This window comes from Sphingomonas sp. PvP055, from assembly GCF_040546365.1.
In the GTDB taxonomy this organism is placed as follows: domain Bacteria; phylum Pseudomonadota; class Alphaproteobacteria; order Sphingomonadales; family Sphingomonadaceae; genus Sphingomonas; species Sphingomonas echinoides_A.
Window position 1 is genome coordinate 2,623,413 of sequence record NZ_JBEPNS010000001.1, and the last position, 16,769, is coordinate 2,640,181.

General features: G+C 64.9%; 20 protein-coding genes. 6 read left to right on the forward strand and 14 right to left on the reverse strand.

Going from position 1 to position 16,769, the window contains the following annotated elements:
- The first annotated feature begins 30 nt into the window (after positions 1-30).
- Genes ABIC16_RS12370 through ABIC16_RS12380 form a run of 3 tightly spaced genes read left to right on the forward strand, consistent with a single transcriptional unit; the run spans position 31 to position 1,522 of the window.
- Positions 31-438, forward strand: a complete 408-nt coding sequence (locus ABIC16_RS12370; protein WP_277968243.1) for a PTS sugar transporter subunit IIA — start codon at positions 31-33, stop codon at positions 436-438.
- Positions 438-710 (forward strand): HPr family phosphocarrier protein, encoded by a 273-nt coding sequence (locus tag ABIC16_RS12375; protein ID WP_354291335.1) that lies wholly within the window; start codon positions 438-440, stop codon positions 708-710. The genes ABIC16_RS12370 and ABIC16_RS12375 overlap by 1 nt, the downstream gene beginning before the upstream one ends.
- An 8-nt stretch (positions 711-718) precedes the next feature.
- The gene (locus tag ABIC16_RS12380; RefSeq protein ID WP_354291336.1) at positions 719-1,522 is read left to right on the forward strand and encodes a TrmH family RNA methyltransferase; all 804 of its coding nucleotides are present in this window, start codon (positions 719-721) and stop codon (positions 1,520-1,522) included.
- 261 nt (positions 1,523-1,783) lie between these two features.
- Here the strand turns inward: ABIC16_RS12380 and der are convergent, their stop codons facing one another.
- The 6 genes from der to ABIC16_RS12410 form a co-directional block, all read right to left on the reverse strand.
- The gene (der, locus tag ABIC16_RS12385) at positions 1,784-3,181 is read right to left on the reverse strand and encodes a ribosome biogenesis GTPase Der (protein ID WP_242186904.1); all 1,398 of its coding nucleotides are present in this window, start codon (positions 3,179-3,181) and stop codon (positions 1,784-1,786) included.
- A 50-nt stretch (positions 3,182-3,231) separates the two neighbouring features.
- A complete protein-coding gene (locus ABIC16_RS12390) occupies positions 3,232-4,584 on the reverse strand; it encodes a PQQ-binding-like beta-propeller repeat protein (protein WP_354291337.1) in 1,353 nt (450 codons plus the stop codon).
- Positions 4,581-5,279, reverse strand: coding sequence for a tetratricopeptide repeat protein (locus ABIC16_RS12395; RefSeq protein WP_277968239.1), 699 nt, complete (start codon positions 5,277-5,279; stop codon positions 4,581-4,583). The genes ABIC16_RS12390 and ABIC16_RS12395 overlap by 4 nt, the downstream gene beginning before the upstream one ends.
- 111 nt (positions 5,280-5,390) lie before the next feature.
- Entirely contained in the window at positions 5,391-6,257 is an 867-nt protein-coding gene (panB, locus tag ABIC16_RS12400; RefSeq protein WP_354291338.1) for a 3-methyl-2-oxobutanoate hydroxymethyltransferase, read from the reverse strand.
- Between the two features lie 60 nt (positions 6,258-6,317).
- Positions 6,318-6,599, reverse strand: a complete 282-nt coding sequence (locus ABIC16_RS12405) for a DUF427 domain-containing protein (RefSeq protein WP_277968237.1) — start codon at positions 6,597-6,599, stop codon at positions 6,318-6,320.
- 17 nt (positions 6,600-6,616) lie between these two features.
- Positions 6,617-6,967: an ArsC family reductase gene (locus ABIC16_RS12410; protein WP_354291339.1), complete on the reverse strand. Its 351-nt coding sequence runs from the start codon at positions 6,965-6,967 to the stop codon at positions 6,617-6,619.
- Between the two features lie 253 nt (positions 6,968-7,220).
- On the opposite strand from ABIC16_RS12410, the gene ABIC16_RS12415 reads away from it, so the two are divergent.
- Entirely contained in the window at positions 7,221-7,433 is a 213-nt protein-coding gene (locus ABIC16_RS12415) for a hypothetical protein (protein WP_354291340.1), read from the forward strand.
- 164 nt (positions 7,434-7,597) lie between these two features.
- Here ABIC16_RS12415 and ABIC16_RS12420 read toward each other — a convergent pair whose 3' ends face one another.
- From ABIC16_RS12420 to ABIC16_RS12445, 6 genes are all read right to left on the reverse strand, one after another.
- Complete coding sequence (locus ABIC16_RS12420) at positions 7,598-7,873, reverse strand: hypothetical protein (protein WP_354291341.1); 276 nt, start codon at positions 7,871-7,873, stop codon at positions 7,598-7,600.
- Between the two features lie 167 nt (positions 7,874-8,040).
- Positions 8,041-9,843, reverse strand: a complete 1,803-nt coding sequence (locus tag ABIC16_RS12425) for an acyl-CoA dehydrogenase C-terminal domain-containing protein (RefSeq protein ID WP_354291342.1) — start codon at positions 9,841-9,843, stop codon at positions 8,041-8,043.
- 4 nt (positions 9,844-9,847) lie between these two features.
- Positions 9,848-10,276, reverse strand: coding sequence for a MerR family transcriptional regulator (locus ABIC16_RS12430; protein WP_354280744.1), 429 nt, complete (start codon positions 10,274-10,276; stop codon positions 9,848-9,850).
- 48 nt (positions 10,277-10,324) lie between these two features.
- The gene (locus ABIC16_RS12435; RefSeq protein WP_354291343.1) at positions 10,325-10,849 is read right to left on the reverse strand and encodes a hypothetical protein; all 525 of its coding nucleotides are present in this window, start codon (positions 10,847-10,849) and stop codon (positions 10,325-10,327) included.
- Complete coding sequence (gene hisI / locus ABIC16_RS12440) at positions 10,846-11,208, reverse strand: phosphoribosyl-AMP cyclohydrolase (RefSeq protein ID WP_354291344.1); 363 nt, start codon at positions 11,206-11,208, stop codon at positions 10,846-10,848. The genes ABIC16_RS12435 and hisI overlap by 4 nt, the downstream gene beginning before the upstream one ends.
- Before the next feature lie 31 nt (positions 11,209-11,239).
- Positions 11,240-11,491 carry a Rho termination factor N-terminal domain-containing protein gene (locus ABIC16_RS12445; RefSeq protein ID WP_354291345.1) on the reverse strand — a complete coding sequence of 84 codons (252 nt, stop codon included), beginning with the start codon at positions 11,489-11,491 and terminating at the stop codon, positions 11,240-11,242.
- Positions 11,492-11,646: 155 nt separating this feature from the next.
- On the opposite strand from ABIC16_RS12445, the gene purF reads away from it, so the two are divergent.
- Together purF and ABIC16_RS12455 are read left to right on the forward strand one after the other, a co-directional pair.
- Positions 11,647-13,131, forward strand: coding sequence for an amidophosphoribosyltransferase (gene purF / locus ABIC16_RS12450; protein WP_277968228.1), 1,485 nt, complete (start codon positions 11,647-11,649; stop codon positions 13,129-13,131).
- A 12-nt stretch (positions 13,132-13,143) separates the two neighbouring features.
- A complete protein-coding gene (locus ABIC16_RS12455; RefSeq protein ID WP_354291346.1) occupies positions 13,144-13,881 on the forward strand; it encodes an SDR family NAD(P)-dependent oxidoreductase in 738 nt (245 codons plus the stop codon).
- 269 nt (positions 13,882-14,150) lie between these two features.
- Here the strand turns inward: ABIC16_RS12455 and ABIC16_RS12460 are convergent, their stop codons facing one another.
- Both ABIC16_RS12460 and ABIC16_RS12465 read right to left on the reverse strand, forming a co-directional pair.
- Positions 14,151-15,350 (reverse strand): class I SAM-dependent methyltransferase, encoded by a 1,200-nt coding sequence (locus ABIC16_RS12460; protein WP_354291347.1) that lies wholly within the window; start codon positions 15,348-15,350, stop codon positions 14,151-14,153.
- 40 nt (positions 15,351-15,390) lie between these two features.
- Positions 15,391-16,764, reverse strand: coding sequence for a cryptochrome/photolyase family protein (locus ABIC16_RS12465; protein ID WP_354291348.1), 1,374 nt, complete (start codon positions 16,762-16,764; stop codon positions 15,391-15,393).
- Positions 16,765-16,769 lie beyond the last annotated feature (5 nt).

A 16,769-nucleotide genomic window follows, 5' to 3' on the forward strand; every position in this document is an offset into this window, starting at 1 on the left:
AATGGTCGGTTGCATGATTGGGGCGGTACGATGATCGGGCTGGTTCTCGTGACGCATGGCCGGTTGGCCGACGAATTCGTGACAGCGATGGAGCATGTCGTCGGCAAGCAGGAGCGCGTGGCGACGGTCTGCATCGGCCCCGAAGACGACATGGAAGAACGCCGCAACGACATCGCCACCGCGATCGGCCAGGTCGACGCCGGACGTGGCGTCATTCTGTTGACCGACCTGTTCGGCGGGACTCCGTCCAACCTTGCAATCTCGTTGCTCGAACGCGGGCGGATCGAAGTGATCGCGGGAATCAACCTGCCGATGCTGATCCGGCTCGAATCGGCGCGCAAGACGATGAAGGTCGTCGATGCGGTCGCCGCCGCGCGCGAGGCCGGGCGCAAATACATTTCGGTCGCTTCCGAAGTGCTGGGCGAGGCAGCCGCCTGATGTCCGTCAGCCGCAGCGTCCTGATCACCAACCGCCGTGGCCTCCACGCCCGCGCCAGTGCCAAGTTCGTCACCCTCGCAGCCACCCAGCCGTGCGAACTTCATGTCGAGAAGGACGGTGCCGGATCGGTGACGGGCACGTCGATCATGGGATTGATGATGCTGGGTGCCGCGATGGGCGACACGATCGTCATTTCCGCCGAGGGCGACCATGCCGAGTCCGCCGTCAGTGCGCTATGCGAGCTGGTCGAGGCCAAGTTCGGCGAGGATTGATCGCCCCAATGCCCCGTGAAATTACCGCTTATTCCAACCCGCTGATCAAGCGCGTCCGCGCGCTGCGCGAGAAACGCCATCGTCGCGAAGAGGGCCTGTTCCTGGCCGAAGGGCTGCGCATCCTCACCGAAGCGCGAGCGGTCGGGCGTATTCCCGAGTTCCTGTTTTTTGCACGCGACAGTGCAGCGCATCCGCTGGTGCTGGCACTCGTCGATGCGGTTGAGGCCGCCGGCGGCGAGGCGATCGAGACCGTTCCTGACATCCTTTCCAAACTGTCGGGCAAAGACAATCCGCAGGCAGTGGTCGGCGTGTTCGCGGAGTTCACCCGGACGCTCGACAGCCTTGACCGCGACTCCGCAGCGATCTGGCTGGTGGCCGAGCGGATGCGTGACCCGGGTAATCTTGGCACGATCCTGCGCACCGGTGATGCGGTCGGTGCGGGCGGACTCATCCTGATCGGGGAGTGCGTCGACCCCTTCTCGGTCGAGGCGGTGCGCGCGAGCATGGGGGCGCTGTTCACCGTGCCGGTGGTGCAGTGCGAATGGGAAGCGTTCGTGCCGTGGCTGCGCGGCGGCGCTGGGCAATTGGTGGGGCTGAGCCTCGACACGACGACCGATTACCGCGCGGCGACGTATCGGGCGCCGACCTTCCTGTTGACTGGTAACGAGGCGCAGGGGATGCCCGACGCTTACGCCGCGGAATGCGACACACTGGTCAAGATCCCGATGCTGGGCAAGGCGGACAGCCTCAACGCCGCCGTCGCGACCGCGGTGATGGCGTATCAGGTGCTGGGCGCGCAACCGCGAGCGTGAAGTCTGCGCCTTCCGGCGTTCTCACACCGGCGTCACCCTGAACTCGTTTCAGGGTCCACCGCGCCACGATGACGGTCCACGCACGCTGCACGGTGGTTGCTGAAACAAGTTCAGCATGACGGCTGATATGAGAATCCCGGCGTGCCCCCACCCGGCGTCACCCTAAACTGATTTCAGAGTACGCCGCGCCGCGATCGCGGCGTTCGTTTGATGAGAGCGGGCAATCAAAAATCCCTACCCGTTGCGGGTCCTCAGTCTCACTTACCGGTCGAACGGGTTCTTCGGCGCCCGCAACGTCAACCGCACCGGAACCGCACCGAACCCGAGATCGCGCCGGATGCCGTTGATCAGATACCGCTGATAGCTCGTCGGCAACTGATCGACTCGCGTGCCGAACAGCACGAAGCCGGGCGGACGCGTCTTCGCCTGCGTGAGATAACGCAGCTTGATCCGCTTGCCCCCCGGTGCGGGCGGCGGGTTGGCCTCGACCGCGCGTTCGAACCAGCGGTTGAGTTCGCCCGTGCCGACGCGGCGTGACCACGCATCGCGCGTGTCGAACGCGACCTTGAGCAACGTGTCGAGCCCCTTGCCGGTCGCCGCCGAGACGGTCAGCACCGGCATGCCCTTGATCTGGCTGAGGCCGTCCTCGAGCGCGGTGCGGATGCCGTTGAACAGGCTGGAGGCATTCTCCGCCACGTCCCATTTGTTGATCGCGACGATCAGCGCGCGGCCTTCCTGGAGCGCGGCATCGGCAATGCGGAGGTCCTGCGATTCGAGGCCGCGTGTCGCATCGAGCAGCAGCACGACGACTTCGGCGAAATCGATCGCGTGAAGCGCATCGGCGACCGACAGCTTCTCGAGCTTGTCCTGCACATTGGCACGCTTGCGCATGCCCGCGGTGTCGATCAGCCGGACTTTCCGTGCATCCTCGCCGGGCTCGCGCTCGGGGTCGTGCCAGATCCAGTCGACCGCGATCGAATCGCGCGTGATGCCCGCTTCCGGACCGGTAATCAGACGATCTTCGCCCAGAATGCGGTTGATCAGCGTCGATTTGCCCGCGTTCGGACGTCCGATAATCGCCAATTTGAGCGGCGCGTCGGGGGCATATTCCTCATCTACGTCCGCATTGGGGATGTCGTCGCCCGCCGCATCCTTCTCGGGTTCGATGAAGGGGAGCAGCGCATCGAACAGTTCGACCAGACCCTCGCCATGCTCGGCCGACAGCTCGACCGGATCGCCGAAGCCGAGCGACAGCGATTCGAGAATGCCGTCCGCGCCAGCCTTGCCCTCGGCCTTGTTGGCGACGAGAATGACCGGGGTGGTCGATCCGCGCAGCCAGCGTGCAATCTCTTCGTCGAGCGGGACGATGCCCGCGCGCGAATCGAACAGGAACAGCGCAACGTCGGCCTGCGCGACCGCGGCCTCGGTCTGTGCGCGCATTCGGCCGGGCAAGGACGCGGCGTCCTTGTCCTCGTAACCGGCGGTGTCGATGACGCGGAAATCGAGGCCGACGAGCGTCGCCGCGCCTTCGCGCCGATCGCGAGTCACGCCGGGGCGATCGTCGACGAGCGCGAGTTTCTTTCCGACGAGACGATTGAAGAGCGTCGATTTGCCGACGTTCGGACGGCCGATAATAGCGACCACAGGGAGACTGGACATGCGCTCCCCTTAGGGCAAGCGCACGTCCACGTCACCCCGCCGTGGTGCGGTTACTTATATGCAGCCAGACGGCCCTTCTGGTCGAGCACGTAGAGCGTCGAATTGGCGACGACCGGCGGCAGCGTGAACGGCGCCTTCGCTTCGATCACGGTGCCAAGTTTGCCGTCCTCGACCGACGCGGAGACAATCTCGCCGAGCGAGTTGGTCAGGACCAGACGACCGCCTGCGAGCACCGGGCCATACCAGGTGATCGCATTCGACTTCTTCTTGTCCTTGATCGTGCCGTCCTTCTGGATCTTCTCGCTCTCGAAGTGACGGAGCTGGCTGATCCACCGCACCTTACCGGTCGCGCGTGCCAGACAGACGAGACGCGCATCGTCGGTGACGATGAACACCCATTCGCCCGCGACCCATGGGGTCGAGATGCCCGCGAAGTTCTGTTCCCACAGGCGCTGACCCGAGACGATCTCGAGCGCGACCATGCGGCCGCCCTGCCCGACCGCGAAGACGATCCCGCGGTCGATCACCGGATCGGCATCGATATCGGCAAGCGACGACACCGAGGTCGAGATCGACGAGCGCGACAGCGCGTCCTGCCACAAGGTGCGGCCGTTCTCGTAGCGATAGGCGTTGAGTTCGCCCGAGGAGAAGCCCGCAACGACCGTACCCTGGCTGACCGCGGGTGCTGCGACGCCGAACACGCCCTGCGTCTCGATCGAACCCGAAGCGGTCCACACCACCGTGCCGTCGGCCTGCGACAGTACGTACAACTGGTTGTCCTGGCTCAGCACATAGACCTGGCCGTTGGCGACCGAGGGCGCACCGCGCAGCGGCGCACCGGGCTTGGCGCGCCACAATTCCTTGCCGGTCCCCGCATCCAGCGCGACCACGTCGCCAAGGCCGTCGGTCGCGAAGACTTTGCCCTCGTCGACGCTGACGCCGCCGCCGAAGCGCGCGCTGCGCGCCTTCTTGTCGGCCGTCGCGATATTGGCTTCCCAAACGGAGGCGCCGGTGCTCGCCGAATAGGCGTGGACCATCGCGTTGACGTCGATCGCGTACAGCTTGCCGCCCGCGATCACTGGCGCCGCACCGAGCCGCTGGCGGTTGCTGCCCCCGTCGATCGTCACGCTCCACGCACGATTGAGCGAGGTACCCAACGTCAACTGCCCGAGCGACTTCGACGCGCTCCCGCCAGGCTGCGCCCAGCTGTCGTTGGTCGTTGCCGGCGGCACCAGGACCTGAACCTCGGCGATCGTCTTGTCCGCGATCACGTCGTTCTCGCCCTGCAGGATCGCGATGCGATTGCCGAGCACCGGGGTCTTCTTCTTCCCCTTGAACGTCGCGCAGCTGCTCAAGGCGATGGCGGAGACCGCGACCAGGAGAACTCGATTGGTCATCTTCATTGCGACTTCTGTTCCTTCGGCTGGTTCACAGCATCAACGCCCAATACGCCCGCCATCTGAACGGCACGTTGCCGAACCGATTCGGCCACGTCGGGCTCGCGCGCGATCTGGCCGTAGAGCGTGCCCGCGAGATCGCGACGGCCCATCTTGAGATACGACACGGCGACCATTTCGCCCGCGCTGCCGAACCACGGATTGCCCTTGACCGCGAGCCCGCGCAGCCGCGCGACGACGACGTCGGGCTTGATCGTATCGAGTTCCGCACTGGTCTGACGGATCAGCGCAAGATCGCGGAACGGCTGCCCGATCGAGCCGTCGTTGGCGATCGTCGCGAACTTGGCCGCGGCACCGCGCAGATCGTTCTTCTGCAGCAGCGCATCCGCCTGGCTCATCAGCGCCAGCGCGCGATACCCCTCGACGTTAGAATCCGTCAGCGCCGCAAACTCGGTCGTTGCAGCCGGACGGCGCGCGGCGCTGTCCTCATACGCCTTGCTCAGCGCCTCGCCCTCTTCGCCCGCAACCGATTGCTGGTGCGCGCGATAAATCTGCCATCCGCCGAAACCGAGGACGATCAGCACGACGATCGCAATCGCGGCGATGCCGTAACGGCGCCAAGCGGTCGCCATCTGGTCGCGGCGGAGTTCCTCGTCGACTTCCCGGAGGAATGCGGCATCGGTGTTGGGTGGCACGGCCACTTGGGGAAACTCCATCGATCGGGGCGGGAAGCTGCGGACCTTAGCCTTCCGCTTGCCCAAACAAAAGCGGGCAATCGTTACGCTGCGGTACGATAGGGAAACAGTCGGGACTCAATCCTTCGGCGCGTAAACCTGTTCGGCACCCGGGAAGGCGCGCGAACGCACCTCCGCCGCATAGGTCGCGGCTGCGGCGGAAATGCGGCCACCCAGATCGTCGTATTTCTTCACGAACCGCGCGGTGCGTTCGAACAGGCCGAGCATGTCCTCCGTAACGAGCACCTGTCCGTCACACTGTGCCGACGCGCCGATCCCGATCGTCGGGCAAGCGACCATCCGGGTCAGTTCGATCGCGATCGGCTCGACCACGCCTTCGATGACGAGCGCGAACGCGCCCGCCTTGGCGATCGCGCAGCCATCCGCAACGATCTTCTCGGCTTCGGCGGCGCTGCGCCCGCGCGCGCCATAGCCGCCCAAGGCGTTGACGGCCTGCGGGGTGAGACCGACATGCCCCACCACCGGAATCCCGCGTTCGCTGAGGAAGCGGACGGTTGGCGCCATCGCGGTACCGCCTTCCAGCTTCACCGCCGCCGCGCCGGTTTGCTTCAAGAGGTATGCGGCGCTTTCGAACGCCTTCTCGGGGGAGGCTTCGTAGCTGCCGAACGGCATGTCGATGACGACCACCGCATGATAGCTGCCGCGCACCACGGCCGCGCCATGCGCCGCCATCATCTCGAGCGTGACGGGGACCGTCGAGGGCAGGCCATAGATCACCTGCCCCAAGCTGTCGCCGACCAGCAGCATGTCGCAATGCGGATCGAGCAGTTGCGCGGTGCGGATCGTGTAGGCGGTGAGCATCACCAGCGGGTCGGCGCCCTTCCCCTTACTCGCGCGGATCGCGGGGACGGTGAGGCGCTTCATCGGCGCTGGCGTGGGGTTGGCGCGACTGGTCGCGGTGTCGATCGTGAAGGTCGTGGACATGCCCGCCCGAATAGCGGCTTGCGCGCCCGCGCGCCAGTCGGGCACGGCGGGCGCCCCCGGTCAGTCGACCGTGACGCCCTTCCAGAAGGCGAAGCGGTCCTTGATCTCGGCGGCTTTCGGCTTGGGGTCGGGGTAATACCATGCCGCGTCGACGTTGCGCTTGCCGTCGACGACGACCGTCTTGTAGCTCGCGTCGCCCTTCCACGGGCAATGCGAGTGGGTCGCGCTCGGTTCGAACAGGTCGGCGACGATGCTGTCGGCGGGGAAATAATGGTTGCCCTCGACGATCACGGTCTCGTCCGACTGGGCGATCACGGCTCCGTTCCAGCGTGCGGTCGGCATGGGCTTGGTCCTTCATGTCAGGGCTTGAGGGCCTCAACATAGGTATCGGGCTTGAAGCCTGCCAGCAGCACGTCGTCCTTGACGAGGATCGGACGTTTGATGGCGGAGGGGTTGGCGAGCAGGAGCGCGAGCGCCTTGTCGGCGTCGAGGTCGGTCTTGTCTGCGTCGGGGAGCTTGCGGAAGGTGGTGCCGGCGCGGTTGAGGACGGTTTCCCAGCCGAGCTGGTCGATCCAACCGCGCAGCAGCGCGGGGTCTACGCCAGCGGTCTTGTAGTTGTGGAAGGTGTAGGGGATGCCGTTGGCGTCGAGCCAGGTGCGGGCTTTCTTGACGGTGTCGCAGGCGGGGATGCCGTACAGAGTGGCGGGCATTGGGGGCCTTTCGTTGCAGGGATCGTACGATAACCGGTCTCTGCCAAAAACGCAGCGGTTCCGGTTCCGCGCAATAATGGATGAACATCCCCATCAACGCGGTCTTGACTCGGCAAGCGGAGTCGAAGGCAAGTGCACGCGCTGCTCCCAGCCTTCGGAAACCAACGATCGGCCGAGTTTCCCCGCTATCGATCAGCTTGCGCATTCCGTAGCGCGAAGTCACCGTGGGCCATACACAACAACAAGGCTGAACATGCTCGATCCCGATATGCGGCTGCAAGCTGCTGCTGCTGGCGACACAGCTGTCGCCTTTGCCCTGTTTGAGCACATCGCGGCGAAAGACCCCGACGCTGTCGCTAAGAAGAGTGACGCAATTGCTGTCTTTCGCGAGTGCATGGAGGCTGTTTCCTGGAAACAGGAAGCGTTCTCGCATGAACCACGACCAATTCGACTAGGAACTGATTGAGTGATTTTACTGCAGCAGACGACAGCTATCTTTCGGAAACGGCCGTTCGACTAGAGCAGATGTTTGGACGTTCACAATCCGCGATGACGTTCTCAATTACGGACGTTTAGAAACCGACTACGCTGTTCCCATGCCCGCCGCCCGCCCTCAGTCCCTACCCCACCTCACCGGTTCCTTTGCTCGGTGATGACGCGAGATTCATAAGCGAGACGATCCGGCGATTTTTCGGCGAAGACATTGTGCTGCGCAATTTCAGCGGAGACCCTGAACGTATTGCTATTCATGTGGAAACTGACCGGGAGGTCAGCATGGAAAAGTATGACTGCCTCGGGGTGTTGATGACGCGAATCGATCGTCCCATAGGGATCGAGGTTACGCGGCGCGGAACGCGCGTTCACGGCGATGCGAAGCTCGCCTATCGACAGGGCGTCATCTTGCATAGTGCGCGTTAAACCTCGGCTGCGCGGCCGCTGTTCAGCCCCGCCCCACCGTCATCCCCGTGATGGCCGCGATCCACTGCGGTACGCTTCGGCGCATGGCGAGACAATACCTCGGTGCTCCCCGGGCCAAGCCCGGGGTGACGCCTAGTTCAAGGTCAGCGCGACCCTCAAGCCGCCTCAAACATCTCCGGCGAAAGCGCCATCAGCGCCTCGGACCCGCCCTCGATCTTGCGGCGCAGCGCGCCAGCCTCGGGCATCACGCGCTCCGCGAAATAACGCGCGGTGATCAGCTTGGCGTCGAGGAACTTCACGTCCCCCTCGCCCGCGGCCTTCAGCTTGGTCGCGGCGACCGCCATCCGCAGCCACATCAGCCCGACCGCGACGATCCCCATCAAATGCATGTAGCTGTGCGCGCCCGCGCCGACGTTGTCGGGGTTCTGCATGCCGTTCTGCATGAACCACAGGGTCGCCTGCTGGAGCTCGCCCTTCGCCTTTTCCAGCGCGCCCGCGAACACGGCGGTCGCGGGATCGGCCTTGGCGGCGGCGACTTCCTCGGCGACGACCTTGAACAGCGCCTGCACCGCGCGTCCGCCGTTCTGCGCGAGCTTGCGGCCGACCAGATCCATCGCCTGCACGCCGTTGGTGCCTTCGTAGATCATCGCGATCCGCGCATCGCGGACGTATTGCTCCATCCCCCATTCGGCGATGTAACCGTGGCCGCCGTACACCTGCTGCGCGTTGGTCGCGATGTCATAGCCCTTGTCGGTGCCATAGCCCTTGATGACCGGCGTCAGCAGCCCGAGCAGATCGCCCGCGAGCTGCTTCTCTTCGTCGCTGACCGCGGCATGTTCGAGATCGGCCTGAAGCGCGCCCCAGAGGCAGAGGGCGCGAAGGCCTTCGGTCAGCGCCTTCGACTCCATCAGCATACGACGGACGTCGGGGTGGACGAACAGCGTGTCCGCCTTCTCGCCCGGCTCCTTCGCGCCGGTGAGCGAGCGGCCCTGGCGGCGGTCCTGCGCATATTGCACCGCATTCTGATAGGCGACTTCGGCGACGCCGAGGCCCTGCAACCCGACGCCGAGACGCGCGGCGTTCATCATGATGAACATTGCCGCCAGGCCCTTCATCTCCTCGCCGACGAGCCAGCCGATCGCGCCGTCATAGTTCATCACGCAGGTCGAATTGGCGTGGATCCCCATCTTGTGCTCGATCGAGCCGCACGACACCGCGTTGCGCGCGCCGATCGCGCCGTCGTCGCCGACCATGAATTTGGGCACCACGAACAGCGAAATGCCCTTCGAACTTTCGGGCGCACCCGGCGTCTTCGCCAGCACGAGGTGGATGATGTTGCTGGTCAGGTCATGCTCGCCCGACGAGATGAAGATCTTGGTGCCGGTGATCGCATAGGAGCCGTCGCCCTGCGGCTCGGCGCGGGTGCGGATCAGGCCGAGGTCGGTGCCGCACTGCGGCTCGGTCAGGTTCATCGTCCCGCCCCATTCGCCGCTGACCATCTTGGGGACGTACTTGGCCTTCTGCTCGTCCGAGCCCTTGACCAGCAGCGCGGCGATCGCGCCGTGCGTCAGGCCGGGATACATGGCGAACGCCATGTTGGCGGAGATCATATACTCCTGGAACGCAGTCGAGACGACATGCGGCATCCCCTGCCCGCCGAATTCCTCCGGCGCACTGAGCGTGCCCCAGCCCGATTCGACGAAGGCCTGATACGCTTCCTTGAACCCCTTGGGCGTGGTGACGCTGCCGTCGTCGTGGCGGACGCAGCCTTCCTGGTCGCCCGAATAATTGAGCGGGAACAGCACCTCGGCGACGAACTTGCCGCCCTCTTCGAGCACCGCGTCGACCACGTCGGGGGTCGCGTTCTGAAAGCCGGGGAGATTGGCGTGGCTCTGCAGGCCGATCACATGATCGAGGATGAAACGCGTGTCGCGGACGGGGGGCGTGTACTGGGGCATGGGTTCAGTCCTTCATCTGGCCGGATGAGCCATGGGTTTCGAGCAAGGTCACGAAGTCGTCGAGTTCGTGGATCGCAGCATCGATGTCGCGTTTCTGCGCGGTCAGCAGCGCGATCCGGTCGCGGCAGCGTTCGATCGTCGTCTGGCGCTGGATCTTCCGCCCGTCGCCGATGTCGTACAGGTCGATCATCTCGCGGATCTCGCCGAGCGAGAAGCCGACGCGCTTGCCGCGCAGGATCCACGCGAGCCGGGCGCGATCACGCTGCGAATAGATGCGAGTCGTTCCGCGCCGTTCGGGCGCGATCAGGCCTTCATCCTCGTAGAAGCGCAACGCCCGCGCGGTGACGTCGAATTCCGCCGACAGGTCGGAAATGGAGAAGTGATCGCGCGTCGGATGGCGATCGATGAGGGCATATGCGGCACCGGTGCTCATGCCACCGATTTAGTTGCCCTTTACGTGAACGTCAATACGCCGAAACGATCATGAGCGAGCGTCATCCCCGCACAACAGCTTTCCTCGTGGATCGCGCAGCGTAGACGCCTCGGACGCAGCGTCGCTGAGTCGATCGAGGGCGAGCCCCGCGATCGAGGCGCGATCCTGACAGACGGCTTGGCACCCGGCGGGCAAACGCCCGGGGAAGACGATCCGGTCACCCTCGAAGCGCGCGTCGAAGCGGCATCCGGCGGCGGTCCGCGCCGTGTCCAACGTCACGTGGAGCGTTTCGCCTACACGCGTCACGACCCCGCTCCCGCTGCAATGTTCGCTGTCGTCATAGTCGACCGTCACGCCGATCCGATACGCGGTCGCGCTGGGGACGATGCACACCCGGTCGGTTTCGCGAGCGTACAGCCCCGTGATGTCGGTGCTCGCCGGGTCGGGGATGATCCCCGCCTGGATCGCGGCCGCTTCGAGCCCGGTCGGTGCCGGTGTCGCAGGCTGACCGGAGGGTTGCGCCTGCCGACATCCCGCAAGCACCACCAGCGCCGCGAGCAGCCCGAACTTCACGCGACCCGGACGAGCCGATCGCCCTCGACCCGACGGTAGAAGCAACTGCGCGCGCCGGTGTGGCAGGCGGGGCCCGCCGGATCGACGATCAGCCACACCGCATCCTGATCGCAATCGATCCGAATGTCGTGGACGCGCAGCACGTGCCCGGACGTTTCGCCCTTGCGCCACAAGGAATTGCGGCTCCGCGACCAGAAGTGCGCGTCGCCGGTCTCGACCGTCAACCGCAGCGCCTCGGCATTCATATGCGCGAGCATCAGCATCTCGCCGGTGGTGCGATTGGTCGCGACTGCGGTAATCAGCCCGGCGGCGTCATATTTTGGGTCGAGCTCCAGCCCGGTTTCGCGAAGGTCTGCCATGCGGCCGACCTACCGCGGTTGCCAGCGCGCGTCACCCCTTGCGGATCGCCTTCACCAACTCTTCCTTGGTCATCGTCGACCGGCCATCGATCCCGATCTTGCCCGCTTCGTCGAGCAGATCATCCTTGGTCCGATCCTCCAGCTTGCCACCGCCGCGATGGTCGATCGTGCCCGCTGCCTTGGCGTTGGCGATTCGCGCGGCCTTCTGGGGCGAAGCGCCGTCCGCCCGCAATTCTTCGTACAGCTCGTCGTCCTTGACGCTCGGGCCGTGATCCTTCGCCATCCTCATCCTCCCGTGGTGAGCAATATTCCATCCTGCGCGCCCCCGGAAACGACCAATGCGACCAATCGCTCCGGGGGATGTGACAAAAGCGCGACAAACGCGAAGTCGGTCCCTATATGGCCCCTCGAAGCTCTACCCTCCCCCGAAGGGCACCAATGCTCACAACCAATCCGTTCGAAGCCCCCGAAAACGGGGACAAACTGCATGAAGAATGCGGTGTCTTTGGTATCTCCGGTGCGGCCGATGCCGCCCGACTGGTCGCGCTGGGGCTCCACGCGCTCCAGCATCGCGGGCAGGAAGCGGCTGGGATCACCAGCTTCGACGGTGCCGAATTCCATACCCATCGCGCGATGGGTCACGTCGCGGGCAATTTCGATCGCGAAGACATCATGGTCCCGCTGCGCGGCACCGTCGCGTGCGGGCACGTGCGCTATTCCACCACCGGCGAGACGGCGCTCCGCAACGTCCAGCCGCTCTACGCCGACCTCGCCTCGGGCGGGTTCGCCATTGCGCATAACGGCAATATTTCCAACGCATTGCGGCTCCGTCGTGATCTCGTCCGGCGCGGCTCGATCTTCCAGTCGACCAGCGACACCGAGACGATCATCCATCTCGTCGCGACCTCCAACTACCGAACCGTCGTCGACAAGTTCATCGATGCGCTCAAGCGCGTCGAAGGGGCCTATTCGCTGATCGTAATGACCCCCGAGGGGATGATCGCGTGCCGCGACCCGCTCGGCATCCGCCCGCTGGTTATGGGCAAGATCGAACAGTCGGATGGTAGCGAGGCGGTCATCTTCGCGTCCGAGACCGTCGCGCTCGACGTGGTCGGTGCCACCTTCGTCCGATCGATCGAACCGGGCGAGCTGGTGATGGTCAAGGGTAGCGAGATCACCTCGCATCGCCCGTTCGCGCCCGTCTCGGCGCGTCCGTGCATCTTCGAATTCGTCTACTTCTCGCGCCCCGATTCGATCTCGGAGGACCGCAGCGTCTACACCGTGCGCAAGGCGATCGGCGCACAGCTCGCGATCGAGAGCCCGGTCGACGCCGACCTCGTCATCCCGGTCCCCGATTCGGGCACCCCGGCGGCTCTGGGCTATGCGCAGGAGTCGGGGATCCCGTTCGAACTCGGGATCATTCGCTCGCATTATGTCGGGCGCACCTTCATCCAGCCGGGCGACAAGGTTCGTCACCTTGGCGTGAAATTGAAGCACAACGCCAATCGCGCGCTGATCGCGGGCAAGAAGATCGTGCTGATCGATGATTCGATCGTGCGCGGGACGACCAGCCTCAAGATCGTCGAGATGATGCGCGAAGCGGGCGCGGCCGAGGTCCACATGCGGATCGCAAGCCCGCCGACGCGGCATTCTTGCTTCTACGGCGTCGACACGCCCGAGCGCGCCAAGCTTCTCGCCGCGACCAAGAACCTCGAGCAGATGGCCGAGTATATCAAGGCCGACAGCCTCGCGTTCGTGTCGATCGACGGCCTGTACAAGGCGCTCGGCGAGCCGCAGCGCAACGCGATCCGGCCGAGCCATTGCGATGCCTGCTTCACCGGCGATTACCCGACGACGTTGACCGACCAGGACGATGTCTCGTCGGTCGACCAGTTCGCGCTATTGGCCGAACGCGTCAGTTAAGGACTCTCTGCGATGACCGATATCAACGCTGCCGCAGCCGCGGTCGATCGTCCGCTGTCGGGGCAAGTTGCGCTCGTTACCGGCGCCAGCAAGGGGATCGGCGCCGCAACGGCGATCGCGCTGGCGGCAGCGGGCGCGCATGTCGTGCTGACCGCACGGACCGCGGCGTCGCTCGAGGCGGTCGAGAATGCGATCTTCGATGCGGGTGGTTCGGCGACGATTGCACCGCTCGATCTGACCCAGGCGGATGCGATTGCGCGGCTCGGCAGCGCGATCGGCGAGCGGTGGCCGGCGCTCGACATCCTCGTGCTCAACGCGGCGATGCTGGGGACGCTCGCCCCCGTCCCGGCGATCGACCCCAAGGAAATGGCGGCGGTGCTGACGCTCAACATCAGCGCGCAAGCCGCGCTGATCGCAGCGTTCGACCCGATGCTGCGCAAGTCCAAGCGCGCGCGCGTCATCGGCATGACGTCCAGCGTCGGGCGGAAACCGCGCGCCTATTGGGGGCTGTACGGGGCATCGAAGGCGGCGTTCGAGACGATCGTCTCGGCCTACGGCGACGAGATGGAGCAGATCAGCGCGATTCGCACCGCGATCGTCGATCCTGGCGCAACCCGCACCGACATGCGCCGCCGCGCCTATCCGGGCGAGGACCCCAAGTCGGTCAAGGAGCCGAGCGTGGTCGCGGACCGGATTGTCGCACTGCTGACCGAGGATTTCGTTACGGGACATTTCGAACGGGTCGGGTGAGAGTTTTCGAGTGGGAGGGATAGATCCCCTCCCCCCGTACGTCATTCCCGCGAAGGCAAGGCCTCTGCATAAAGGCAATCGGAGGTTTGCTAGTCGACCGCCCCCAAAAGCTGCCGTCATGCTGAACTCGTTTCAGCATCCACCGCGCAACAGGCATAGTCCGGATTCGCGGAGGGCTGGATCCTGAAACAAGTTCAGGATGACGGGCGGTTTTGCAGACCTCTCTCCCTTGCCGGTATGACGACGAATGGTGGCGAAGCTGACAGCCCTCAGCCCCCCGCTTTTACCAGCGTCACCTGCGCCACATCGATCCCCTGCCCGCGAAACCCGCCTTCGCAGTACATCAGATAATAGCGCCATAACTCGACGAACTTGCGGTCGAACTTCGCGGGCAACCGCCCCGCCGCGACCGCCGCGTCGAACGCAACGCGCCAGCGCCGCAGCGTCTCGGCATAATGCAATCCGAATCGATGATTGTCGCGCCACTCGAGCCCTTGCTCCGCTGCCAGCGCGCGGAAGCGGCTTTCCGACAGCAGCATCCCACCCGGAAAGACGAACCGCTGAATGAAATCGACGTTCGCGGCATAGGCTTCGAAGATCGCGTCATCGATCGTGATATACTGGATCGCCGCGCGTCCACCGGGCTTGAGCGCGCGTGCGATCGCGGCGAGATATGTGCCCCAATAGTCCTGCCCGACCGCCTCGACCATCTCGATGCTCGCAATACCGTCATACTGGCCGGTGACATCGCGGTAATCGGTGCGCGAAACGGTCACACCCGACAGGCCGGCATCCGCGATCCGGTCGTTGACCGCGCGTTCCTGTTCGCTCGACAGCGTGATCGCATCGACCCGCAGCCCGCGCCGCGCCGCCGCCTCGGCAAAGCCGCCCCAGCCACAGCCGATCTCGAGCACGGTCTGCCCGGGTGCCAGTTCCAGCCGATCGAGGATCGCAGCGTTCTTGCGCGCCTGCGCCGCAGTCAGATCCTCGGTCGTCATCGCCGCTTCATCGAACAAAGCGGCCGAATACATCATGCTCGGATCGAGCCACAGACTGTAGAAGTCGTTGCCCAGATCGTAATGGAAATGGATGTTCCGCCGCGACCCCGCGCGCGAATTGCGGCGCAGACTGTTGCGCCATCCGCGCACCGTACGGATCATCCCGCCGGACCGCGCCGTCCCGCCCAGACTGACGCGGTTGCGCATGAACAGCTCGAACAGCACGGTCGGATCGGGGCTCGTCCACTCCCCCTTGGACCAAGCGACATACCAGCCCGCCGAGCCCCCCGTCACCAGCCGCAACAGCGCGCGCCAGCTGACCAGATCGACCACCGCCGCCGGCCCGGGTGCGCGCCCGCCGAGCAGCCGCTTGCGTCCCCCCGGCAAGGTCGCGGCAAGCGACCCCTCGATCAGACCGGAATCGATCCGGTCGAGCACGGCGTCGAACGGTTTTACAAATACCCCAAACATCGCGCCCCCCTCGCATTCCGGGGCGTGGTTGCCAAGCCGCTCAGCGCACCTGTTTCGCCGCCTGCAACGCGCGCTCGCGCGCCTCGCGGTGGCCGATGATCTTGGCCGGATAATCCTTGGGACGGCAGCCGGCCTCTTCGGGGTCGTGGATCGCATCGCCCTTCACGTCGGCGAGCTCGGGCACCCACTCGCGGATATAGTCCCCCGCATCGAACTTGGGCGACTGGACCAGCGGCGCCATAATGCGGACGAACATGTTCGAATCGATTCCGGTGCCCGCGGTCCACTGCCAGTTGACCGAATTCGAGCCGTAATCGCCATCGACCAGACAATCCCAGAACCATCGCTCGCCTTCGCGCCAGTCGATCAGCAGATGTTTGATCAGGAAGCTCGCGGTGATCATCCGGACGCGGTTGTGCATCCAGCCGGTTTTCCAGAGCTGCCGCATCCCGGCGTCGACGATCGGATAACCGGTGCGGCCCTGCTGCCATGCCTTGAGATCGGCGTCGGCCTGCTTGCCGCTACGCCACGGCATTGCGTCATACTTCTCGCGGGCGTTCTTCGCGCCATATTCGGGATATTGCAGGATGACGTTTTGCGCATAGTCGCGCCAGCCGATCTCGCTCAGGAAGACATCGACTGATCCGCCGACGTCGGCAACGGCATGCCATACCTGCGCCGCCGACAGCTCGCCGAAATGCAGGTGCGGCGACAGGCGGGAACTGCCCTCTTGCGAGGGGAAGTTCCGCGTGTCGTCATAGTCGTCTGCCTGCTTCTTGAAGGCCGACAGCCGGTGGTGCGCAGCGTCCTCACCCGGTGTCCAGTCGTCGGAGAAACCGGCCGACCAGTCGGGTTTGATCGGCAACAGCTTCCAGTCCTCAAGCGTGTCGCTCTTTGGCCACTTAGACGGGGACGGGATCTTGGCGGGTTTGTGGATCGGTTCAGGGGGCGGCATGTGCTGCTTCAATGCACGCCAGAACGGGGTGTAGATCTTATATTGCCCGCCGCTGCCGGTCGTGATCGAGCCCGGGGGCGCGAGGTAATTACCGTCGTGGCAGACGAGGTCCAGATGCTTGGCGACCGCACGTTCGGCGTTGCGCCACCACGGTTCGAAATGCCGAATGCAGTGAACTTGCGTCGCGCCGGTTTCCTCGGCGAGATCCTTCAGCACAGTGTCGCAAGAGCCGCGGCGAAGGATCAGACGCGATCCCTTCTCGCGCAGGTCAGCATCGAGGCTCTCGAGGCTATGGTGCAGCCACCAGCGCGAGGCGCCGCCCATTGCGTATTTCTGGGGGGTGTCGTCGTCGAGGATGTACACCGGAATCACCGCGCCCTCGTTGATCGCGGCAAGGAGCGCGGGCTGATCGGCCAGGCGGAGGTCACGGCGGAGCCAGAGGAGGGTTGGGATGGTCAAGAAGC

Bases quoted from the DNA above. Each gene is read 5' to 3' on its own strand.
- ABIC16_RS12380 (WP_354291336.1), top strand. From the start codon at position 719: ATGCCCCGTGAAATTACCGCTTATTCCAACCCGCTGATCAAGCGCGTC.
- ABIC16_RS12390 (WP_354291337.1), bottom strand. From the start codon at position 4,584: ATGAAGATGACCAATCGAGTTCTCCTGGTCGCGGTCTCCGCCATCGCC.
- ABIC16_RS12410 (WP_354291339.1), bottom strand. From the start codon at position 6,967: ATGCCCGCCACTCTGTACGGCATCCCCGCCTGCGACACCGTCAAGAAA.
- ABIC16_RS12455 (WP_354291346.1), top strand. From the start codon at position 13,144: ATGACCGATATCAACGCTGCCGCAGCCGCGGTCGATCGTCCGCTGTCG.
- panB (WP_354291338.1), bottom strand. From the start codon at position 6,257: ATGTCCACGACCTTCACGATCGACACCGCGACCAGTCGCGCCAACCCC.
- der (WP_242186904.1), bottom strand. From the start codon at position 3,181: ATGTCCAGTCTCCCTGTGGTCGCTATTATCGGCCGTCCGAACGTCGGC.
- ABIC16_RS12405 (WP_277968237.1), bottom strand. From the start codon at position 6,599: ATGCCGACCGCACGCTGGAACGGAGCCGTGATCGCCCAGTCGGACGAG.
- hisI (WP_354291344.1), bottom strand. From the start codon at position 11,208: ATGGCAGACCTTCGCGAAACCGGGCTGGAGCTCGACCCAAAATATGAC.
- ABIC16_RS12420 (WP_354291341.1), bottom strand. From the start codon at position 7,873: ATGCAAGATGACGCCCTGTCGATAGGCGAGCTTCGCATCGCCGTGAAC.
- ABIC16_RS12445 (WP_354291345.1), bottom strand. From the start codon at position 11,491: ATGGCGAAGGATCACGGCCCGAGCGTCAAGGACGACGAGCTGTACGAA.
- purF (WP_277968228.1), top strand. From the start codon at position 11,647: ATGCTCACAACCAATCCGTTCGAAGCCCCCGAAAACGGGGACAAACTG.
- ABIC16_RS12375 (WP_354291335.1), top strand. From the start codon at position 438: ATGTCCGTCAGCCGCAGCGTCCTGATCACCAACCGCCGTGGCCTCCAC.
- ABIC16_RS12430 (WP_354280744.1), bottom strand. From the start codon at position 10,276: ATGAGCACCGGTGCCGCATATGCCCTCATCGATCGCCATCCGACGCGC.
- ABIC16_RS12425 (WP_354291342.1), bottom strand. From the start codon at position 9,843: ATGCCCCAGTACACGCCCCCCGTCCGCGACACGCGTTTCATCCTCGAT.
- ABIC16_RS12460 (WP_354291347.1), bottom strand. From the start codon at position 15,350: ATGTTTGGGGTATTTGTAAAACCGTTCGACGCCGTGCTCGACCGGATC.
- ABIC16_RS12415 (WP_354291340.1), top strand. From the start codon at position 7,221: ATGCTCGATCCCGATATGCGGCTGCAAGCTGCTGCTGCTGGCGACACA.
- ABIC16_RS12370 (WP_277968243.1), top strand. From the start codon at position 31: ATGATCGGGCTGGTTCTCGTGACGCATGGCCGGTTGGCCGACGAATTC.